15 protein-coding genes are annotated in these 18867 nt (G+C 60.0%); 5 read left to right on the top strand and 10 right to left on the bottom strand.

Annotated elements, in window-relative coordinates; translation table 11 throughout:
• Positions 1 to 46 precede the first annotated feature (46 nt).
• The 7 genes from ACYZT4_RS23655 to ACYZT4_RS23625 all read right to left on the bottom strand — a co-directional run bounded on the left by ACYZT4_RS23655 (position 47) and on the right by ACYZT4_RS23625 (position 9173).
• Positions 47 to 1195, bottom strand: a complete 1149-nt coding sequence (locus ACYZT4_RS23655) for an iron-containing alcohol dehydrogenase (RefSeq protein WP_461983235.1) — start codon at positions 1193 to 1195, stop codon at positions 47 to 49.
• Positions 1196 to 1340: 145 nt separating this feature from the next.
• Positions 1341 to 2165, bottom strand: coding sequence for an ABC transporter permease (locus ACYZT4_RS23650; protein WP_095170550.1), 825 nt, complete (start codon positions 2163 to 2165; stop codon positions 1341 to 1343).
• Positions 2166 to 2177: 12 nt separating this feature from the next.
• A complete protein-coding gene (locus ACYZT4_RS23645) occupies positions 2178 to 3425 on the bottom strand; it encodes an ABC transporter permease (RefSeq protein ID WP_461983234.1) in 1248 nt (415 codons plus the stop codon).
• A gap of 159 nt (positions 3426 to 3584) precedes the next feature.
• Positions 3585 to 4628 carry an ABC transporter substrate-binding protein gene (locus tag ACYZT4_RS23640; protein WP_461983233.1) on the bottom strand — a complete coding sequence of 348 codons (1044 nt, stop codon included), beginning with the start codon at positions 4626 to 4628 and terminating at the stop codon, positions 3585 to 3587.
• A 44-nt stretch (positions 4629 to 4672) separates the two neighbouring features.
• Positions 4673 to 5797 carry an ABC transporter ATP-binding protein gene (locus ACYZT4_RS23635; RefSeq protein WP_461983232.1) on the bottom strand — a complete coding sequence of 375 codons (1125 nt, stop codon included), beginning with the start codon at positions 5795 to 5797 and terminating at the stop codon, positions 4673 to 4675.
• A 319-nt stretch (positions 5798 to 6116) separates the two neighbouring features.
• Positions 6117 to 6746: a response regulator gene (locus tag ACYZT4_RS23630; protein ID WP_003210977.1), complete on the bottom strand. Its 630-nt coding sequence runs from the start codon at positions 6744 to 6746 to the stop codon at positions 6117 to 6119.
• A 36-nt stretch (positions 6747 to 6782) separates the two neighbouring features.
• Positions 6783 to 9173 carry a PAS domain-containing sensor histidine kinase gene (locus ACYZT4_RS23625; RefSeq protein WP_461983231.1) on the bottom strand — a complete coding sequence of 797 codons (2391 nt, stop codon included), beginning with the start codon at positions 9171 to 9173 and terminating at the stop codon, positions 6783 to 6785.
• Between the two features lie 73 nt (positions 9174 to 9246).
• Between ACYZT4_RS23625 and ACYZT4_RS23620 the strand changes: the two genes are divergently transcribed.
• Positions 9247 to 10239 (top strand): alpha/beta hydrolase family protein, encoded by a 993-nt coding sequence (locus ACYZT4_RS23620; RefSeq protein ID WP_461983230.1) that lies wholly within the window; start codon positions 9247 to 9249, stop codon positions 10237 to 10239.
• A gap of 137 nt (positions 10240 to 10376) precedes the next feature.
• Here ACYZT4_RS23620 and ACYZT4_RS23615 read toward each other — a convergent pair whose 3' ends face one another.
• From ACYZT4_RS23615 to ACYZT4_RS23605, 3 genes are read right to left on the bottom strand one after another with little or no spacing between them, the layout of a single operon-like run.
• A complete protein-coding gene (locus ACYZT4_RS23615; RefSeq protein ID WP_461983229.1) occupies positions 10377 to 11144 on the bottom strand; it encodes a DnaJ domain-containing protein in 768 nt (255 codons plus the stop codon).
• 1 nt (position 11145) lies between these two features.
• Positions 11146 to 11817, bottom strand: coding sequence for an N-acetylmuramate alpha-1-phosphate uridylyltransferase MurU (gene murU / locus ACYZT4_RS23610; RefSeq protein ID WP_461983228.1), 672 nt, complete (start codon positions 11815 to 11817; stop codon positions 11146 to 11148).
• Positions 11814 to 12833: an aminoglycoside phosphotransferase family protein gene (locus ACYZT4_RS23605; protein WP_461983227.1), complete on the bottom strand. Its 1020-nt coding sequence runs from the start codon at positions 12831 to 12833 to the stop codon at positions 11814 to 11816. The genes murU and ACYZT4_RS23605 overlap by 4 nt, the downstream gene beginning before the upstream one ends.
• 130 nt (positions 12834 to 12963) lie before the next feature.
• Here ACYZT4_RS23605 and ACYZT4_RS23600 point away from each other — a divergent pair, with 130 nt between their 5' ends.
• Genes ACYZT4_RS23600 through rsmA form a run of 4 tightly spaced genes read left to right on the top strand, consistent with a single transcriptional unit; the run spans position 12964 to position 18860 of the window.
• Complete coding sequence (locus ACYZT4_RS23600) at positions 12964 to 15762, top strand: LPS-assembly protein LptD (RefSeq protein ID WP_461983226.1); 2799 nt, start codon at positions 12964 to 12966, stop codon at positions 15760 to 15762.
• On the top strand, positions 15743 to 17059 hold the full coding sequence (gene surA / locus ACYZT4_RS23595) for a peptidylprolyl isomerase SurA (protein WP_461983225.1): 1317 nt from the start codon (positions 15743 to 15745) through the stop codon (positions 17057 to 17059). The genes ACYZT4_RS23600 and surA overlap by 20 nt, the downstream gene beginning before the upstream one ends.
• Positions 17056 to 18045 (top strand): 4-hydroxythreonine-4-phosphate dehydrogenase PdxA, encoded by a 990-nt coding sequence (gene pdxA, locus ACYZT4_RS23590; RefSeq protein WP_461983224.1) that lies wholly within the window; start codon positions 17056 to 17058, stop codon positions 18043 to 18045. Before surA ends, pdxA begins: the two co-directional genes overlap by 4 nt.
• The gene (rsmA, locus tag ACYZT4_RS23585) at positions 18042 to 18860 is read left to right on the top strand and encodes a 16S rRNA (adenine(1518)-N(6)/adenine(1519)-N(6))-dimethyltransferase RsmA (protein ID WP_461983223.1); all 819 of its coding nucleotides are present in this window, start codon (positions 18042 to 18044) and stop codon (positions 18858 to 18860) included. The genes pdxA and rsmA overlap by 4 nt, the downstream gene beginning before the upstream one ends.
• Positions 18861 to 18867: the final 7 nt, after the last annotated feature.

Raw genomic sequence — 18867 nt, 5'->3', positions numbered from 1 at the left:
GCATTGTATACCTCATGCTTTGGCGCGCGCACCGGCACAGCGATGATCAGTACGCCGCGCGGTAGATCTTCTCGATATCAATCGCGCTCAGTTTGCGCGGATTGTTGCGCATCAGGCGCTCGATGCCCGCGGCCTCCGCGGCCATCGCCGGAATGACATCCTCCGGAACGCCAAAGCTGCGCAGGCCCGACGGGATTTCCACTGCGGCGCACAACTCTGCCATCGCCTCGACAGCCTTATCGGCCGCTTCATTGGCGCTCAGATGAGCGGTCCTCACCCCCATCGCCTCGGCAATATCCTGCATGCGCTCGACGCAGGCCATCTTGTTCCAGGTCATTACGTAGGGCAGCAACAAGGCGTTGCTGACGCCATGGGCGATGTTGAAACGCCCGCCCAAGGGATAGGCGAGCGCATGCACCGCGCCGACCCCGGCATTGCCGAACGCCATGCCGGCCATCAGGCTGGCGGTGGCCATGTCTTCGCGGGCCTGCAAATTGGACGGGTTGGCGTAGGCCTTGGGCAGCGACTTGGCGATCAACTTGATCGCGCCGATCGCCAGCGCGTCGGTAATCGCCGAGGCATTGACCGACAGGTAAGACTCGATCGCGTGCACCAGAGCATCGACGCCACTGGCGGCGGTGACACTGCGCGGGCAGGTCAGGGTCATCTGCGGGCTGACCAGCGCGACGTCCGGCAACAGGTAGTCGCTGACAATGCCCTTTTTCAGCTGCGCAACCTTGTCGGAGAGGATCGCAACGTTGGTCACTTCCGAGCCGGTGCCGGCGGTGGTCGGAATGGCGATCAGCGGCGGGCCTTTGCGCGGCACCTGATCGATGCCGAACAAATCTTCCAGCGCGCCGTGATAACCGGCGTAGGCCGCGACGCTTTTGGCGATGTCGATCGCGCTGCCGCCGCCCAGGCCGATCAGCCCGTCATGCCCGCCTTCGCGGTAAACCCGCATGCAGTCTTCGACGATGGCGATTTCCGGGTCCGGCAGCACCCGGTCGAAAATCTCGTAACTGCGCTCGCCCAACTGTGCCAGGGCCAGCTCGACAGTGCCGGACTTGACCAGCGCGGCGTCGGTGACGATCAGTGGGTTATCGACGTCCAGCCGCGTGAGCTCGGCCGCCAGTTGCGCGATGGCCCCTGCGCCGGTGATCAATTTGTGAGCGATTTTGAAAGAGGAAATACTCATCGTGCGCAGCCTCTTATAGATAGGGGAGCTGGGCACAATAGTAGCTGGGGATTGGGGATTGTCTGCTATTCAGCACATGAATAACGAACGATCCCGAATACAACCGAAAACCCCTGCAGGAGCGAGCGCCTACAGGGGTAAGGCGTTAAACCTGCGCGGTGCGCAGTTTTTCGCTGCGCCCGCGCAGCCATTCCAGGGTCAGTAGCAGGATCACCGAGAAGGCGATCAGCAGCGTTGCCGCAGCGGCAATCGTCGGGCTGAGGTTTTCACGAATCCCGCTGAACATCTGCCGCGGCAAGGTCGCTTGTTCGGGACCGGCGAGGAACAGCGTCACCACCACTTCATCGAACGACGTCGCGAAGGCAAACAACGCCCCCGAGATCACACCCGGAGCAATCAACGGCAAAGTCACGCGACGAAATGCAGTCAGCGGCGAAGCACCGAGACTGGCGGCGGCGCGCACCAGGTTGTGGTTAAACCCCTGCAACGTCGCCGACACCGTGATGATCACGAACGGCACGCCCAGCACCGCGTGCACCACGATCAGCGAGAAGAAACTGTTACCCAGGCCCAACGGCGCGAAGAACAGATAACTCGCCACCCCGATGATCACCACCGGCACCACCATCGGCGAAATCACCAGTGCCATCACCAGTGCCTTACCCGGGAAGTCACCCCGAGTCAGGCCAATCGCCGCCAGCGTGCCGAAAATCATCGCCAGCACCGTGGCCGCCGGGGCGACGATGATGCTGTTCTTCAGCGCGCGCATCCATTCCGCCGAGGCGAAGAAATCCTGATACCAGTGGAGCGAAAAGCCTTGCAGCGGATAGACCAGGAAACTGCCCGAGTTGAACGACAGCGGGATGATCACCAGCACCGGCAGAATCAGGAACAACAGAATCAAGCCGCAGAGAATCCGCAAACTGTAGAACCACACCCGCTCGACCGGTGACATATAAGGACTCAGCATTTCAATCTCCCCTTAGCTCAGGCGCAGGCGACTGGCGCCCACCAGCCAGCTGTAAATCAGGTAAAGCACCACGGTCGCCAGTAGCAGCAACCCACCGAGTGCGGTCGCCATGCCCCAGTTGATGCTGGTGTTGGTGTAGAAGGCGACGAAGTAACTGACCATCTGATCGTTCGGACTGCCCAGCAATGCCGGAGTGATGTAGTAGCCGATGGCGAGGATGAACACCAACAGGCAACCGGCGCCGACACCGGCATAGGTCTGCGGGAAGTACACCCGCCAGAAACTGGCGAACGGGTGGCAACCGAGGGAAATCGCGGCGCGCATGTAGGTCGGCGAGATGCCTTTCATCACGCTGTAGATCGGCAGGATCATGAACGGCAGCAGGATGTGCACCATCGAGATGTAGACACCGGTGCGGTTGAACACCAGTTCCAGCGGCTTATCGATGATACCCATGGCCATCAGGCCACTGTTGATCAGGCCGCCCGATTGCAGCAACACGATCCATGCGGCAACGCGCACCAGGATCGAGGTCCAGAACGGCAGCAGCACCAGAATCATCAGCAGGTTGCTTTGGCGTGATGGCAGGTTCGCCAGCAGATACGCCAGCGGATACGCCAGCACCAAACAGATAACGGTGATGATCAGGCCCATCCAGAAAGTGCGGGCGAAGATGTCGAGGTAGATTGCCTGATCCGGTGTGGCCGGGGCGACTTCACCGAGGTCGTCGATGCGGTGATCGACCGCCGCCAGCAGGTAGTAAGGCGTGATGCTGCTGGTGTTGCGGCGCACGGCTTGCCAATAGGCCGGGTCGCCCCAGCGTTCGTCGAGCCCTTCCAGCGCTTCTTTATAAGAGGCCGGTTCGGTAGCGAACGGCAAGGCGCGGGCGGTTTTGGTCAGCAGGCTGCGGTAGCCGGCCAACTCCATGTTCAAGCGTTTGGACAGGTCGCCCAAGGTCTGATTCTTGCGCGCCTCGGCGAGGTCTTCGCTGGCCGCTTTGTACACTGGTTCAGCGGGCAGGCCGCGGCCGTCCCAACTGGCGATGGCCGCCACGGTGCGTGGCATGCCGCCGACCACTTCCGGGTTGCCGACGCTTTTATAGAGCAGCGCCACGATCGGCACCAGAAACACCAGCAACAGAAACAGCACCAGCGGCGCAATCAAGGCCTGGGCCTTCCAGCGATTGATCCGCTCGGCGTGCTTGAGCCGCTGCTTCAAGGTGGGGTCAGTGCCCGCGTTCAGGGGAACGGCGATAGCCATGGCGTACTCCGGAAATCTTTGATCGTTACAGAGGTGACATATCACCTCGAACTTTTAGTGTGGGAGCGAGCCTGCTCGCGAAGGCGTCGGCACATCCGAAATCATGGCCGTCAGATAGACCGCTTTCGCGAGCAGGCTCGCTCCCACAGGGTCATGCGTTTACTTTGCAGCCCAGGAATTGAAGCGCTGTTCCAGTTGCTCGCCGTTGTCAGCCCAGAAGCTGACGTCGATCTGCACCTGATTGGCGATGTTTTCCGGAGTGGTCGGCATGTCTTTCAGGACGTCCTTGGACAGCAGCGGTACAGCCTGGGTGTTGGCCGGGCCGTAGGCGATGTTTTCCGAGTAGGTCTTCTGCTGCTGCGGCGCCACCGAGAACGCGATGAATTTCTTCGCTGCTTCAGCCCGTGCCTTGTCCAGACCTTTTGGAATGGCCCAGGCGTCGAAGTCGTAGATGCCGCCGTTCCACACGACTTTCAGGTTGCTTTCTTTCTGTACGGCAGCGATCCGGCCGTTGTAGGCCGAGCTCATGACCACGTCACCGGAAGCTAGGTACTGCGGCGGTTGTGCGCCGGCTTCCCACCACTGAATGTTTGGCTTGAGCTCATCGAGTTTCTTGAACGCGCGATCCTGACCGTCTTTGCCGGCCAGCACTTTGTAGACGTCTTTCGGCGCCACGCCGTCGGCCATCAGTGCGAATTCCAGGGTGTACTTGGCGCCTTTACGCAGGCCGCGCTTGCCCGGGAATTTCTTGGTGTCCCAGAAATCCACCCAGCTGGTGGGCGCGGAAGCCAGTTTGTCAGCGTTGTACGCCAGCACGGTCGACCACACGAAGAAGCCTACGCCACAAGGCTGGATAGCGCCTTTGACGTAGTCTTCAGTCTTGCCGAACAACTTCGGATCGAGCTGCTCGAACATGTCTTCGTCGCAACCACGGGAGAGTTCTGGCGATTCAACTTCTACCAGGTCCCAGGACACGCTCTTGGTATCGACCATGGCTTTGACTTTGGCCATCTCGCCGTTGTACTCGCCTGCCACGATCTTGCCGTTGCCCGCCGCTTCCCACGGTGCGTAGAAAGCTTTGACCTGCGCGGCCTTGTTCGCCCCGCCAAAGGACACCACGGTCAGGTCCGGGCCCGCCGCCATCGCGTGTGCCGCACCGATCATGCCCATGACCAGGGCTGTGAATTTCAGGGATCTCAACATTTATTGTTCTCTCCACGTGCAGGGTTGGTTGAAGCAGGGGGCGATCAGTTCGCCTCTAGAAGTGGGTCGAGCGCGCGAACGTGTTCGACCTCCCAGCCAAGCGGTACCACGTCGCCGACGGCGAGCGCAGGATCGAGCTCGGCAATCGGTTGTTTCACGAAGAAGTCGGTCTTGCCACAGACTTCCAGGCGAACCCGGACGTGGTCGCCCAGATAGATGAATTCCGCCACCCTTCCTGAGAAGCGGTTAACGCAGGACTCGCTGGAACCATTGAGGCTCACGCGTTCCGGACGAATCGACAGCGTGACGGGTTCGCCGGTCTTGCCGACATTGACCGCCAGCGCTTCAACCTTTTCACCGCGAGCCAACTCGACGATGCAACGGTCACCGGTGTGGCTGTGCAGGCGGCCATTGAGGCGGTTGTTCTCGCCGATGAAGTTGGCGACAAAGGTGTTTTTCGGCTCTTCGTAGAGACTGCGCGGCGGAGCGATCTGCTGGATTTCGCCTTGATGGAACACTGCCACGCGGTCAGACATGGTCAGGGCTTCGCCCTGGTCGTGCGTCACGTAGACCACGGTCACGCCGAGGCGCTGGTGCAGGTGTTTGATTTCCATCTGCATGTGTTCGCGCAGCTGTTTGTCGAGTGCGCCGAGGGGTTCGTCCATCAGCACCAGTTGCGGTTCGAACACCAGTGCGCGGGCCAGGGCCACACGCTGTTGCTGGCCGCCGGACAATTGCGCCGGGTAGCGCTGGGCGAAGGCGTCGAGCTGAACCATGCTCAAAACACGTTTGACCCGGTCGCTGACATCGCTCTTGTTCAAGCCGCGCACGGTCAACGGGAACGCGAGGTTCTCGGATACGGTCATGTGCGGGAACAACGCGTAATTCTGGAACACCATGCCGATGTCGCGCTTATGCGGCGGCACGTTGTTGATGGAGCGCCCGGCCAGGAGGATTTCGCCAGCGGTCGGCGTTTCGAAGCCGGCGAGCATCATGAGGCTGGTGGTCTTGCCCGAGCCCGACGGCCCGAGCAAGGTGAGGAATTCGCCTTTGCGAATGTCCAGGTTGAGGTCTTTGACGATCAGGTTCTCGCCGTCGTAGCTTTTCTGCACTCCACGAAAGCTGACCAGAATATCGCTGGCCCCTGCGCTTGAATCGACCTGGCTCATACCCACACCTTTGTTGTTGATGACTGCTGTGGACTAAGCCTAGTGGACGCTGGGGAGCACGCAAATCGGGGCGCAGGAGAGAATCGCCTCAGCCGGATGGAAGGTTGGGGGTAGGGATTGCCCTACAAGGATGGCGCGCTTGGGTAAGCGCAGTGGCAAGCGGCAAGCTCCAAGCCATAAGAACAGGCAAAAGCGGTTCGGCGGGATGTCGCAAATGGGAATGCGCAGGCGATCCCTTGTAGGAGCCCGGCTTGCCGGCGATGGCGATTTCGAGGGTGCCATCGCCGGCAAGCCGGCTCCTACAGGGGGATTCGGGTTGTCAGAGAAGTTTATGTTCCATCGCGTACTTCACCAGCTCGGCCAGGGAGGTGATGTTAAGTTTCTGCATCAGCCGCGCCTTGTGGGTGCTGATGGTCTTGCTGCTCAGGGCCAGTTGCTGGGCGATGTCGTTGACGTTGGCGCCCTGGGCGAGGCGTTCGAATACCGAAAACTCGCGCTCAGAGAGCAACGAATGCAGCGGCCGCGAATCGGTCAGGCCGACTTCGAAAACCATACGATCCGCCAGGTCCGGGTCGATATAACGCCCACCCGCCGCGACCTTGCGGATCGCCGTCAGCAGCAATGCCGGATCACTGTCCTTGGTCGCATAACCCGCCGCGCCAACCTTCAACGCCCGCGCGGCCATTTGCGCTTCGTCGTGCATCGACAACACCAGGATGGCCGGCGGGTTGTTCAACGCGCGAATCCGCGGAATCGCTTCCAGGCCATTCACGCCCGGCATAGAGATATCCAGCAACACGACTTCACAGGGGACGTGGCGCAGCGTCTCAAGCAACTGCTCGCCATTGCTCGCCTCCCCCACCACCAGTAAATCCTTGGCCAGGCCGATCAATTGCTTGATGCCTTCGCGGACGATGGTGTGGTCTTCGGCTACCAGTACACGGATCACTTGACTCTCCTCTTTAATGGGCTGATGCGATGTTCATCACTCCAGAGGAACTCGCACTTCTAACGTCGTGCCCTCCCCCGGTTCACTCTCCAGCGACAACTGCCCGCCCATGATCAGCACCCGCTCACGCATACCGACAACCCCAAAGGACGTCGGCCTACCGGTGGTGGCGACAAAGCCTACGCCATCATCGCTGACCGTCAGACACAACTCGTCACCCTCAAGGGTCAGTGTCAGTTCGACAGTATGCGCCTGGGCATGACGCATCACATTGGTCAGTGCCTCCTGAAGGATGCGGAACAACCCAATCGCCATGGCATCGCTGAGCACCGGCAAGTTGTCCGGGACTTGCACCAGGCATGGAATCTGCGTGCGAGCCTCGAAGCGGCGGGCTTGCCATTCAATGGCCGAGGCGATGCCGGCGTCGAGAATCGGCGGACGTAGCGCCGTCGCTACATCGCGCACCAGCTGGAACAACTGAGCGATCAGGCGCTTCATGCTGTTCAAGCGTTCGTGCAGACCCGGGTCGAGCTGGGCGTAGGCCAGTTCACACATGGATGTTTCCAGCTTCAACACGGTCAACATCTGACCCAGTTCGTCGTGCACTTCCCGGGCAATACGCGCCTTTTCCTCTTCCCGCACGCTCTCCAGGTGCGCCGACAACTCGCGCAATTGCTCGCGGGAGCCGGCCAGTTCCAGCTCCACGCGTTTGCTCTCGCTGATGTCCCAGACAATGCCGTCCCAGACATAGGCGCCATCCTCGAGACGACGCGTGATGGCCTTGATCTCGGCCCAGCGCTGCTCGCCCTGGCGCGTGAGAATCCGCCCCTGCCATGACCAGTCGCTGTCGGTGTCCAGCGCACGATCCTGGGTCTGGTGATAGCTGGACTTGTCGTCCGGGTGCACCAGACTGCGCAGGCCTTTGTCGCGATGAGTCAGTGTCGCCGGCGAGTAACCTACCAGACTCTCACTGCCTTCGCTGATGTAGGCAAAGTCGATTTGCCCTGTCACCGGGGCCCGTTCCAGGCGAAAGACCAAACCTGGCACGTTGGCGGCGATCCCTTGCAAACGCGCCTCGCTTTCCTGCAAGGCGGCCAGTGCCCGACGTCGCTCGGTGACGTCATTGAGGTAGACCACCAGGTATTCGCCATCGCGAAACCGCAGGAAGCTCAGCGAAACATCCGTTGGCAGAATGCTGCCATCGGCCCGCAGGCAATTGGTTTCGAAGCTCAATGGCCCTTCTTCACTGGCCCGGGCGCGCTTCCACAGGTTCAGCCAACGGTCCATATGCAGACCAGGCTCGAAATCGATCAGCGGCCGGTCGATGATGCCGCCCGGCGGATAGCCGAGCATGGTTTCCGCAGCGCGGTTGGCGTAGCGCACGTGGCTGTCCCAATTGACCCAGAGAATGCCCACTGTGCTCTGATCGATGGAAAACTGGGTCAAGCGCAACGCCTCTTCACTGGCGGCGCGCAAGGCAATGTCCTCCCGCGCAACGAGCAGACGATGTTCCAGGTTGTGTTGCTGACGACGCTGCCAAAATACGATCGCCATGCTGCTCAACATGATCACCGCCAACAGCAGGCAGAGGTTCTGCCAGAAACCGGGAGACTCCGTCAGCCGCGGGTACTTGGGTTGCAGCCATTGGTTGTGCAGTTGCTCCAGGTCCTTGGCCGGAATCGCCCGCAGCGCACTTTCGACAATGCCGGCCAGCTCCGGCCAGTCCCGACGCGTGGCCACGCGCAGCAATTGCGGCAGACCTATGTCGCCCACCACCAACAACCCGGAAAACTCCGGTTCGACTGACAGGCGTCCCAACTGTGCTTCGTCGACCACGGCGAAACTGGCCTGCTGACTCAACAACAGTTGCAAAGCCTGCCGCTCGACCGGAACGCCCTGCAGGTTCAAGTGCGGATAATTACTGCGCAAGTAATCGGCGGTGGCGCTGGGCATGCGCACGGCGACGCGGGTCTGGCTGTCGAGCTTTTCCAGTTCCACGACACCGGCTGCTTTCTGATCGCTGACCACCAATTGCGGCACCCGCATGTACGGATCGGAAAACTGCCACAGGCGCAGGCCCCCGGGGGTTTGCGCCAGCCCCGGCGCGAGGTCGATTTCACCTTCGCGCGCGGCGGCTTCCAACTGCGCGAGGTCGGGAAAGTTGCGCCAGCTCAGTTCGACCTTGAGCGCCTTCGCCAGCCACTTCATCAGCTCGACGTTAACCCCGGAAAGCCGCTGTAAACGCCGATCGTATTGCGCATAGGGCACTTGCAACACCAGTCCGACCCGCAACTCACTGTGCTGCGCCAGCCATTGTTGCTGGCTCGCGGACAAGGGTGCGACGTGCGCCCCCGGCGCAGACGCCGCCCAGCCCATCAAGGGAAACCACAAACAGCCGATAACCCACAGGCAGCGAAAACGCTTCATCGATATCTCACACACTGACAAATACTGACCAACCCATTAGGCTGCCGGAATAACTTCTGGCCTGGAATATCCGATGCCCCTTGTCTACCGCCTGGCGCTGCCAGCATTGTGCCTGTCGCTGATCCTGCCTTGCGCCTTTTCTGTCGAGGCCGCTGTCGCCGCAAACGCCCCTGTGGAAAAGCCCGTTGACGAAAAACCGGTGGAACGTCAGCCGTTGCTTGAGCGTAGTCAGGAAGAGGCGACAGCACTTGAGCGAAAAATCCCTGTTCAGGAACAGCAACAACTGCAAGCGGGCAGCGATACGTTTCTGGCCTTGTGGAAACCGGCGAACACCGCAGACCCCAAAGGTGCGGTGATTATCATCCCGGGTGCCGGTGAAACCGTTGACTGGCCGCAAGCTATAAGTCCATTGCGGCGCAAACTGCCGGACGCCAAGTGGAGCAGCCTGAGTATCACCTTGCCCGATCTGCAAAGCGATGCCATTGCACCTCGCGTCACCGAACTCCCGCCAACGCTTAAGGCGCCTGAGGTCGGCAGCAAGGACTCGACGACCGCCGCGCCCATCGAGCAGGCGGCTGGCGGTGAAGCGGAAGTGGCCGACAAGGCCATCGCCGAAACCAGCGACGAACAGGCCAAAGCCGATGCCGAACGAATCTTCGCACGCATCGATGCGGCCATTGCCTACGCCGAACAACAGAGCGCCCGCAGCATCGTTGTATTGGGTCACGGCACCGGCGCGTACTGGGCCGCGCGTTATCTGAGCGAAAAACAGCCCTCGCAAATCGAGAAGTTCGCGATGGTCGCTGCCCAGACGCCCGTTGCGGCCAAGCCTGAACTGGCCGAACTGACACCGACCCTGAAACTGCCGACCGTCGATATCTTCTACATGGATAAACCGCTGGATCGCAATGCGGCGCTGGAACGCTTGCAGGCAAGCAAGCGCTTGAAGGCTTCGGCGTTCAGTCAGGTGTCGTTGAAGGCATTGCCTGGGGACGACAAGGCCGAGCAAGAGCAGCTGGTGCGCCGGGTGCGGGGCTGGTTGAATCCTCAGCCGGTGGCGGACTGATAGACCGAGGCGCGCCCTTCGCTGGCAAGCCAGCTCCCACAGGTTGTGTGTCGTTCCTGGACAATGAAACAACACACAACAGGTGGGAGCTGGCTTTCCAGCGAAGGCGTCATCACTGACGACGCCTCACTCACTGACTAGCGAAAATTGCGCCGCTGACGGATCAACGTGTACGCACTCTGCAATTCCCGCGTCTTGTCCGTCGCCTCTCGCACCTGCAACGCCGTCGCGCCGCTGCCGGCAATCTTGTCCGGGTGGTGACGACTGAGCAGGCGCCGATAGGCGCGTTTGATCTGCGCCGGCTCGGTGGAGGCCGTTACACCCAGCAGCATCAATGCTTCCTGATACAGGACAGAACTGCTTACCACCGATCGTCTTTGCGGCTCGTAGTCAGCCGCCAGAGCCTGCACCTGATACGACTTCCAACCCAGCCATTTGCCCCACTGGGCAATCAATGCCCGCTCGGCGGTGCTGGCACGACCATCGGCCCAGATCATTCGCCAGCAGGCGCGCAACACGCCTTCGGCCGCATGGGGTTGAACACTCAGACGACGCAGATAGCCCTGTAACCGGTCATGGCCCGACTTGCCGCGGTTAAACGCGGCGATCGCTCGTTGTTTTGCCGGGTCGGTCATGTCCAGCGCCTGCATTTCCTGGCGCGCCTGGTGGATGTGTCCGTCCACCACTCGCCCGTTGCTCTTGGCCAGTCGCCCCAGCAAAACGAACAACAGTTCATCGTTGCGCAGCATTGGTTTGCCGCCGAGCTTTTCGCGCAAATGTCCCCACGTCTGCAATTGGAGGCGTCGATCCAGCGCCTGTCCCAACAAGGCGCCGAGCATGGCCCCTGGAATACTGGCGATGGCAAAGCCCGCACCGGCTCCTATCAGAGTCCCTGGCCACAGCATGTCAGCGACTCGCTTCAATCAGTATTTCGACTTCAGCCAAACGCTCATGGGTGCCGACATCCACCCACCGACCGTTCAGCCGCTCCCCTGTCACTTGCCCGTCAGCCATGGCTTTGCGCAGCAGCGGCGCAAGCTTGAAAGCCCCGGGCGAGCATCCGTCGAACAACTGCGGATGCAACACCGCGATACCGCTGTAAGTCAGAGTCGACGTATCCGCCCGGCTATCGTGCACTTGCCCGTCCACCAGGCTGAAATCGCCGGCGGGATGGTGCGGCGGGTTATCCGCCAGCACCAGATGCGCCAGACCGTTGATGGGTTGATGCAATACGCTGAAGTCGTAGTCGGTCCAGATATCACCGTTGACCACCAGGAACGCATCGTCGCCCAACAACGGCAAGGCACCGAAGATTCCGCCGCCGGTTTCCAGCGGTTCACCTTCCGGCGAGTATTTAATCCGCACGCCGTATTGCGAGCCATCCCCCAGATAATCTTCGATCTGCAGACCGAGCCAGGCGTGATTGATCACGATCTCGGTAAAACCGGCAATCGCCAGGGCCTTCAAGTGGTACTCGATCAGCGGTACACCGCCGGCACGTACCAGTGGTTTAGGCGTGGTCAAGGTCAGCGGGCGCATGCGCTCGCCCTTGCCCGCAGCCAATATCATTGCCTTCATGCATTCGCTCCAGCACGCAGGCTCAGCAGCAACACATCCAGTTCCGCCAGTTCCGGACGGCGGGCGATCACGGCTTCTATATAAGCAAAGAAGCGCGGTACGTCAGCCAGATAACGCGGCTTGCCGTCGCGGTGGCAAATGCGGGCGAAGATACCGATGACTTTCAGGTGACGCTGCACGCCCATCAGGTCGCTCGCGCGCAGGAAGTCTTCGAAATCCGGTTGCACCTCAATGCCGAGGGCGCCTGCCTGTTGCCAGTAATTTTCCAGCCAGCCACGCACACGCTCCTCGGGCCAGCTCAGGAAAGCGTCCTTGAACAGGCAGGTCACGTCGTAAGTCACCGGGCCGTAAACGGCGTCCTGAAAATCCAGCACCCCAGGATTCGGCTCGCTGAGCATCAGATTGCGCGGCATGTAGTCGCGATGCACCAGCACTTTGGGTTGCGCCAGCGCGCTGTCGATCAGCAGCTGCGTAACGTTCTGCCAAAGTATTTGCTGCGCCGTGTCGAATTCGATGCCCAACTCGCGCTTCACGTACCACTCGGGGAACAGTTCCAGCTCGCGACGTAGCAGCGCGACGTCGTAACCCGGCAGTGGTGCAACCATCGGCAATTGCTGAAAAGCCAGCAGAGCTTGCAGGGCATCCTTGAACAAATCGTCGGCATTTTTGCTGTCGATCACGTCCAGATACGTCTTGTTGCCCAAGTCATTGAGCAAAAGAAATCCACGATCAAGGTCTTCGGCATAAATTTTCGGAACATTTATTCCGGATTTCGCCAGCAGAAAAGCGATATCCACGAAGGGTTTGCAGTTTTCCTGGGGCGGTGGCGCGTCCATTACAACGAAACTTCTGCCCTCGCCTTCCCAGCGGAAGTAGCGCCGGAAACTCGCGTCACTACTGGCCGCGGTCAACGTGGCCGGGGGTACGGCACCCCAACCTTGCTCTGCAAAGAGGACTGCCAACTGCTCATCGAGCCAAACTTTCAGGTGTTGCAAACGTACATCTTGGTCAGGCATTGCAAGGGTCTCCGACGGCGCTAGCCGTCAAGCGGGTCATGCTTTATTATCCAGCATCTTTTTCAGACCATCGAGAGGCGTGCGGCCCACACCGCGGGCAGATGGCACGCAGGAAGCCCGGACTAATAAGATGGCATTGAAATCCCCCGCGTTTCGTAAAAAATTTCCGTTGTTGGTTACCGGCAGTCTGCTGGCACTGCAACCCCTAGCCACTTCGTTCGTGGTAGCCGCGGAACAGTATGACTGCTCAGTCTCTGCTTCGGGTGCCTGGAACTGTGCGCCCAAGACGCCGGCGGCTGCATTGCCTCCGCGTCCCGTCCATGACGGCAGCGCAGTTTCCGCCACCGGTGAAACGCCTGCCGAGGGCGGCACCCGCGAAGACACTGGTGCCAAGACTGCACTGGTTACCGAGTCCAAAGGCCGCGGCCTGAAGTCGCGTAGCGAGGACTACAGTCACCTCGACTGGGTTCCGCGCGAGAAGCTGACTGCCGCGCAATTGGCCGAAACCGGTCCTTACTGCTCTGGTTCCTATATCGAACCGATTCGTCCTGGCATGAATGACAAGACGAATAAAAGTGACGCTCCGACCTTTGTCGGCGCCAAGGCATCCCGCTACAAGCAGGATGAGCAAATTGCTACCTTGGCCGGTGACGTCGTCTTGCGCCAGGGCAGCATGCAGGCCGAAGCTGACGAAGCCAACCTTTACCAGGCCGAAAGCCGTGGTGAGCTGGACGGCAACGTGCGCATTCGCGACAACGGCGCGCTGATCGTCGGCGACCACGCCGAAGTGCAGCTCGACACCGGCGAAGCCAAGGTCGACAACGCCGAATACGTGATGCACAAATCCCGTATCCGCGGTAACGCGTTGTACGCCAAACGCGCCGAGAACGCGATCATCCGCCTCAAGGATGGCACGTACACCACGTGTGAACCGAACAGCAACGCCTGGCAGCTCAAGGGCAACAACATCACCTTGAACCCGGCCACCGGTTTCGGTACTGCGACCAACGTGACACTGCGGGTCAAGGACATTCCGGTTCTGTACACGCCGTATATTTATTTCCCGATCGACGACCGTCGTCAGTCCGGCTTCCTGCCGCCGACCATCGGCACCGGCAGCGATACCGGCTTCCTGTTGGTTACACCGTATTACTTCAACCTGGCACCGAACTACGATGCCACGTTGTACCCGCGCTACATGAGCAAGCGCGGCTTGTTGATGGAAGGCGAGTTCCGTTACCTGACCAAGTCCAGCGAAGGTCAGTTCGGTGCCGCGTACCTCAACGATGACAACACGGACCGCAGCCAGCAGACCGACTACGAAAAAACCCGCTACATGTACAACTGGCAGCACAAGGGCGGTCTCGACTCTCGCGTCTTTACGCAAGTCGATTACACCAAGATCAGCGATCCGTATTACTTCCAGGATCTGCAGACCGATCAGATCGGTATAAAAAGCGCCGATTACGTCAATCAGCAGGGTTCTGTGACCTATCGGGGTGACAGCTACACAGCTCGCTTGAACGCCCAGGCGTATCAGTTGGCAACCGTGTCGAACATCACGCCGTATGATCGTTTGCCGCAGATCACCTTCAATGGTCAGCTGCCTACGCATCCGGAAGGTTTGAATTTCGATTACGAAACAGAAATCGTGCGGTTTGACCGTGACCTGGAAAAGGGTCAGTTCTCCGATGAAGATGGCAACCTGACGCCGCGTCTGGACACCAATGTGTTCGGTCTTGCGCGCGCCAACGGTGATCGTCTCAACGTCAAGCCAGGTGTAAGCCTGCCACTGGACTGGACCTATGGTTTCATCAAGCCATCGCTCAAGTATCAGTACACCCAGTATCAGCTGGATCTAGACGGCAAGGGTAAAACTGACATCGCTGGCCAGGGTGCTGAAGGCGACCGCCTCAATGGCACGTTCAGCAGCAACCAGAGCCGCGGCGTTCCGATTGCAAGCATCGACAGCGGCCTGTATTTCGACCGCAATACCACTTGGTTTGGCAAAAACTATCGCCAGACCCTGGAACCGCGCCTCTTCTATCTCTACGTTCCTGAAGAGGACCAGAAGGACATTCCTGTATTCGATACCGGGGAATACACCTTCAACTATGCATCGCTGTTCCGCGACAACCGCTTCTCGGGCTCCGACCGCGTCGGCGACGAGAACAAACTGTCGCTGGGTGTGACCAACCGCTGGATCGAAGAAAACGGTTTCGAGCGTCAACGCATCAGCGTCGGCCAGGCGCTGTACTTCAAGGATCGCAAAGTCCAATTGCCGGGTATCGATGAGAGAACCCGCAAAGACGCGCAAGCCGACGTTTCGCCGTATGCGCTGGAATACGAATACCGCTGGAACCGCGATTGGCGCACGACCGCTGATTACAACTGGGACCCGGACAGCCGCAGCCCGCGTTCGGGTAGCGCGATGTTCCACTACCAGCCTGAAGATAATCCGAACAAGATCATCAACGCCGGCTATCGCTATCGCAACGACCAGGTCCGTTATGACCAGACTACTGGTCAATGGTCGGTGGGCGGGGGTGACTATGGCACTCCAGGCCAACCTGGCTACGTGAAGGACTACTACAAGATCCAGCAGCACGATTTCTCGGTGATGTGGCCGATCGTGCCGCAATGGAACGCCATCAGCCGCTGGCAGTATGACTACAACCGCAACCGTACCCTGGAAGCCTTTGGTGGTTTCGAGTACGACAACTGCTGCTGGAAACTGCGCCTGATCAACCGTTACTGGGTTTCCTACGACGAGTTCAGTCAGGAAGCTCCGCAAAACGAAAAAGGCGACCATGGCATCTTCCTACAGATCGTTCTGAAAGGTCTCGGCGGCCTCACCGGCGCCAAAGTAGAGAGCTTCCTCGACAAAGGCATCCAAGGTTATCGTGAACGTGAAGACCAAGCTTTCTGATTGTCTGCGCCCGCTAGTGCTGGGCGCGCTGTTCCTGGGTACTGCGGCGAATGCCGCGGTACAGTCCATCGATAAAGTGGTGGCCATTGTCGACAACGATGTGGTCATGCAGAGCCAACTGGACCAGCGTGTTCATGAAGTTCAGCAAACCATCGCCAAGCGCGGTTCCGCCGCGCCGCCAGCCGGCGTTCTGGATCAGCAGGTGCTAGAGCGCCTGATCGTCGAGAACCTGCAATTGCAGATCGGCGAACGCTCCGGCATTCGCATCACCGATGAGGAACTGAACCAGGCAGTCGGCACCATTGCCCAGCGCAATAACATGTCGATCGAACAATTCCGCACTGCCCTGACTCGCGACGGCCTGTCTTACGACGACGCTCGCGACCAGATTCGCCGTGAAATGATCATCAGCCGTGTGCGTCAACGTCGTGTGGCCGAGCGCATCCAGGTGTCGGAACAGGAAGTGAAGAATTTCCTCGCGTCCGACCTGGGCAAAATTCAGCTGTCCGAAGAGTTCCGCCTGGCCAACATCCTGATTCCTACGCCGGAAAGCGCCAATTCTGACGCGATTCAGGGTGCAGCGAAGCAGGCAGATGCCGTTTATCAGCAACTCAAGCAAGGCGCTGATTTCGGTCAATTGGCAATTGCCAAGTCCGCCAGCGAAACCGCACTGGAAGGCGGCGACATGGGCTGGCGCAAAGCGGCTCAATTGCCACCTCCGTTCGATCGCATGCTGGGCACCATGGCGGTTGGCGACATTACCCAGCCAATGCGCACGCCGGGCGGCTTCATTATCTTGAAGATTCTCGACAAACGTGGCGGCGAGACCCAGACGCGTGACGAAGTGCACGTACGTCATATCCTGGTCAAACCGAGTCCGATCCGCGACGAGGCCAAAACCAAGGCGCTGGCACAGTCGCTCTACACTCGAATTCAAGCGGGCGAAGACTTCGGCGATCTGGCGAAAAGCTACTCGGAAGATCCTGGTTCTGCCCTCAACGGCGGCGACTTGAACTGGATCGATCCGAACGCCCTGGTACCCGAGTTCCGCGAAGTGATGGCCAAGACCCCACAAGGCAAGCTGTCCCAGCCGTTTCAGACTCAGTATGGCTGGCACGTCCTCGAAGTCCTTGGCCGTCGCGCCACCGACAGCACCACCCAGGCTCGTGAGCAGCAAGCAATGACCGTACTGCGTAACCGCAAATACGACGAAGAGCTGCAAACCTGGCTGCGTCAGATTCGTGACGAAGCGTATGTAGAGATCAAACTCCCTGGTGCAGACCAGGCAGCGCAGTGAAACCCAAACGTTTCGCGCTGACACCCGGCGAACCGGCGGGCATAGGTCCTGACCTGTGCCTGCTGCTCGCCTCGCAAGCCCAGCCACACCCCCTGATTGCCATTACCAGCCGCGACCTGCTCATCGAGCGGGCCGCGCAACTGGGCGTAGTTGTCGATTTGTTGCCCGTGACGCCTGACGCCTGGCCGGACGTACCCGCGCCAGCCAACGGCCTGTACGTCTGGGATACGCCGCTCAGTGCGCCAGTGGTTGCCGGTCAACTCGACAAGACGAATGCTGCCTTCGTCCTGGAAACTTTGACCCGCGCTGGCCAGGGCTGCATGGACGGGCACTTCGCCGGGATGATCACAGCCCCTGTGCACAAGGGGGTGATCAATGAATCAGGCATCGCCTTCTCCGGTCACACCGAATTTCTCGCTGACCTGACGCACACCGCGCAAGTAGTGATGATGCTCGCAACACGCGGTTTGCGCGTGGCACTGGTGACCACTCACCTGCCTCTTCGGGAGATTGCCGATGCGATCACGCCAGAGCGCCTGGAACGGGTCACGCGGATTCTGCATGCTGACCTGCAGCAAAAATTCGGCATCGCCCAGCCCCGCATTCTGGTGTGCGGACTTAATCCCCATGCCGGTGAAGGTGGCCACCTGGGCCATGAAGAAATTGACATCATCGAACCCACATTAGAGCGCCTGCGCGGTGAAGGTATGGACCTTCGCGGTCCCCTGCCCGCCGACACTCTGTTTACCCCCAAATATCTGGAGCACTGCGACGCAGTGCTGGCGATGTACCACGACCAGGGCCTGCCGGTGCTGAAATACAAAGGCTTCGGCGCGGCAGTCAACGTGACCCTCGGCTTGCCGATCATCCGCACATCGGTCGACCACGGCACTGCCCTGGATTTGGCCGGTAGCGGAAAAATCGACACCGGCAGCCTGCAAGTCGCCCTGGAAACCGCCTACCAGATGGCCGAGACCCGTTTATGACCGAGCATTACCAACACAAGGCGCGCAAACGCTTTGGCCAGAATTTCCTGCATGATGCCGGCGTTATCGACCGCATCCTGCGCGCCATCCGCGCCAAACCTGAAGACCGCCTCCTGGAAATCGGTCCGGGCCAGGGCGCACTGACTCAAGGCCTGCTCAACAGCGGCGCTCAACTTGACGTGGTGGAACTGGACAAGGACCTGATCCCGATCCTCAACCAACAGTTCGCCGGCATGAGCAACTTCAACCTGCACCAGGGCGATGCACTGAAGTTCGACTTCAACAGCCTGAACGCGGCGCCGCACAGCCTGCGTGTGGTGGGCAACCTGCCGTACAACATCTCCACGCCGCTGATTTTTCACCTGCTGAACAACGCCAGCATCATCCGCGACATGCACTTCATGCTGCAAAAGGAAGTGGTCGAACGTCTGGCGGCCGGTCCTGGTGGCGGTGACTGGGGTCGCCTGTCGATCATGGTTCAATACCACTGCCGCGTAGAGCACCTGTTCAATGTGGGTCCGGGCGCATTCAATCCGCCGCCGAAAGTCGACTCGGCCATCGTACGCCTGGTCCCTCACGACGTGCTGCCGCACCCGGCCAAGGATCACAAACTGCTGGAGCGCGTCGTGCGCGAAGCTTTCAACCAGCGCCGCAAGACCTTGCGCAACACCCTCAAGTTGCTGCTAAGCAACGATGAGATCACCGCGGCCGGTGTCGACGGCAGCCTGCGTCCAGAGCAACTCGATCTGGCCGCCTTCGTGCGCTTGGCCGACAAGCTCAGCGAACAAGTCCTACAGACGCCCGCCGCGGACTGACAGACGA

The organism is Pseudomonas sp. GB2N2 (genome assembly GCF_054897705.1).
The sequence above is the reverse complement of the archived record's forward strand: the minus strand, read 5'-3'. Positions and strand labels throughout refer to the sequence as shown.

Bases quoted from the DNA above. Each gene is read 5' to 3' on its own strand.
- murU (WP_461983228.1), bottom strand. From the start codon at position 11,817: ATGAAGGCAATGATATTGGCTGCGGGCAAGGGCGAGCGCATGCGCCCG.
- ACYZT4_RS23615 (WP_461983229.1), bottom strand. From the start codon at position 11,144: ATGCTGTGGCCAGGGACTCTGATAGGAGCCGGTGCGGGCTTTGCCATC.
- ACYZT4_RS23635 (WP_461983232.1), bottom strand. From the start codon at position 5,797: ATGAGCCAGGTCGATTCAAGCGCAGGGGCCAGCGATATTCTGGTCAGC.
- ACYZT4_RS23605 (WP_461983227.1), bottom strand. From the start codon at position 12,833: ATGCCTGACCAAGATGTACGTTTGCAACACCTGAAAGTTTGGCTCGAT.
- ACYZT4_RS23600 (WP_461983226.1), top strand. From the start codon at position 12,964: ATGGCATTGAAATCCCCCGCGTTTCGTAAAAAATTTCCGTTGTTGGTT.
- ACYZT4_RS23625 (WP_461983231.1), bottom strand. From the start codon at position 9,173: ATGAAGCGTTTTCGCTGCCTGTGGGTTATCGGCTGTTTGTGGTTTCCC.
- ACYZT4_RS23650 (WP_095170550.1), bottom strand. From the start codon at position 2,165: ATGCTGAGTCCTTATATGTCACCGGTCGAGCGGGTGTGGTTCTACAGT.
- rsmA (WP_461983223.1), top strand. From the start codon at position 18,042: ATGACCGAGCATTACCAACACAAGGCGCGCAAACGCTTTGGCCAGAAT.
- ACYZT4_RS23620 (WP_461983230.1), top strand. From the start codon at position 9,247: ATGCCCCTTGTCTACCGCCTGGCGCTGCCAGCATTGTGCCTGTCGCTG.
- ACYZT4_RS23645 (WP_461983234.1), bottom strand. From the start codon at position 3,425: ATGGCTATCGCCGTTCCCCTGAACGCGGGCACTGACCCCACCTTGAAG.
- ACYZT4_RS23655 (WP_461983235.1), bottom strand. From the start codon at position 1,195: ATGAGTATTTCCTCTTTCAAAATCGCTCACAAATTGATCACCGGCGCA.
- ACYZT4_RS23640 (WP_461983233.1), bottom strand. From the start codon at position 4,628: ATGTTGAGATCCCTGAAATTCACAGCCCTGGTCATGGGCATGATCGGT.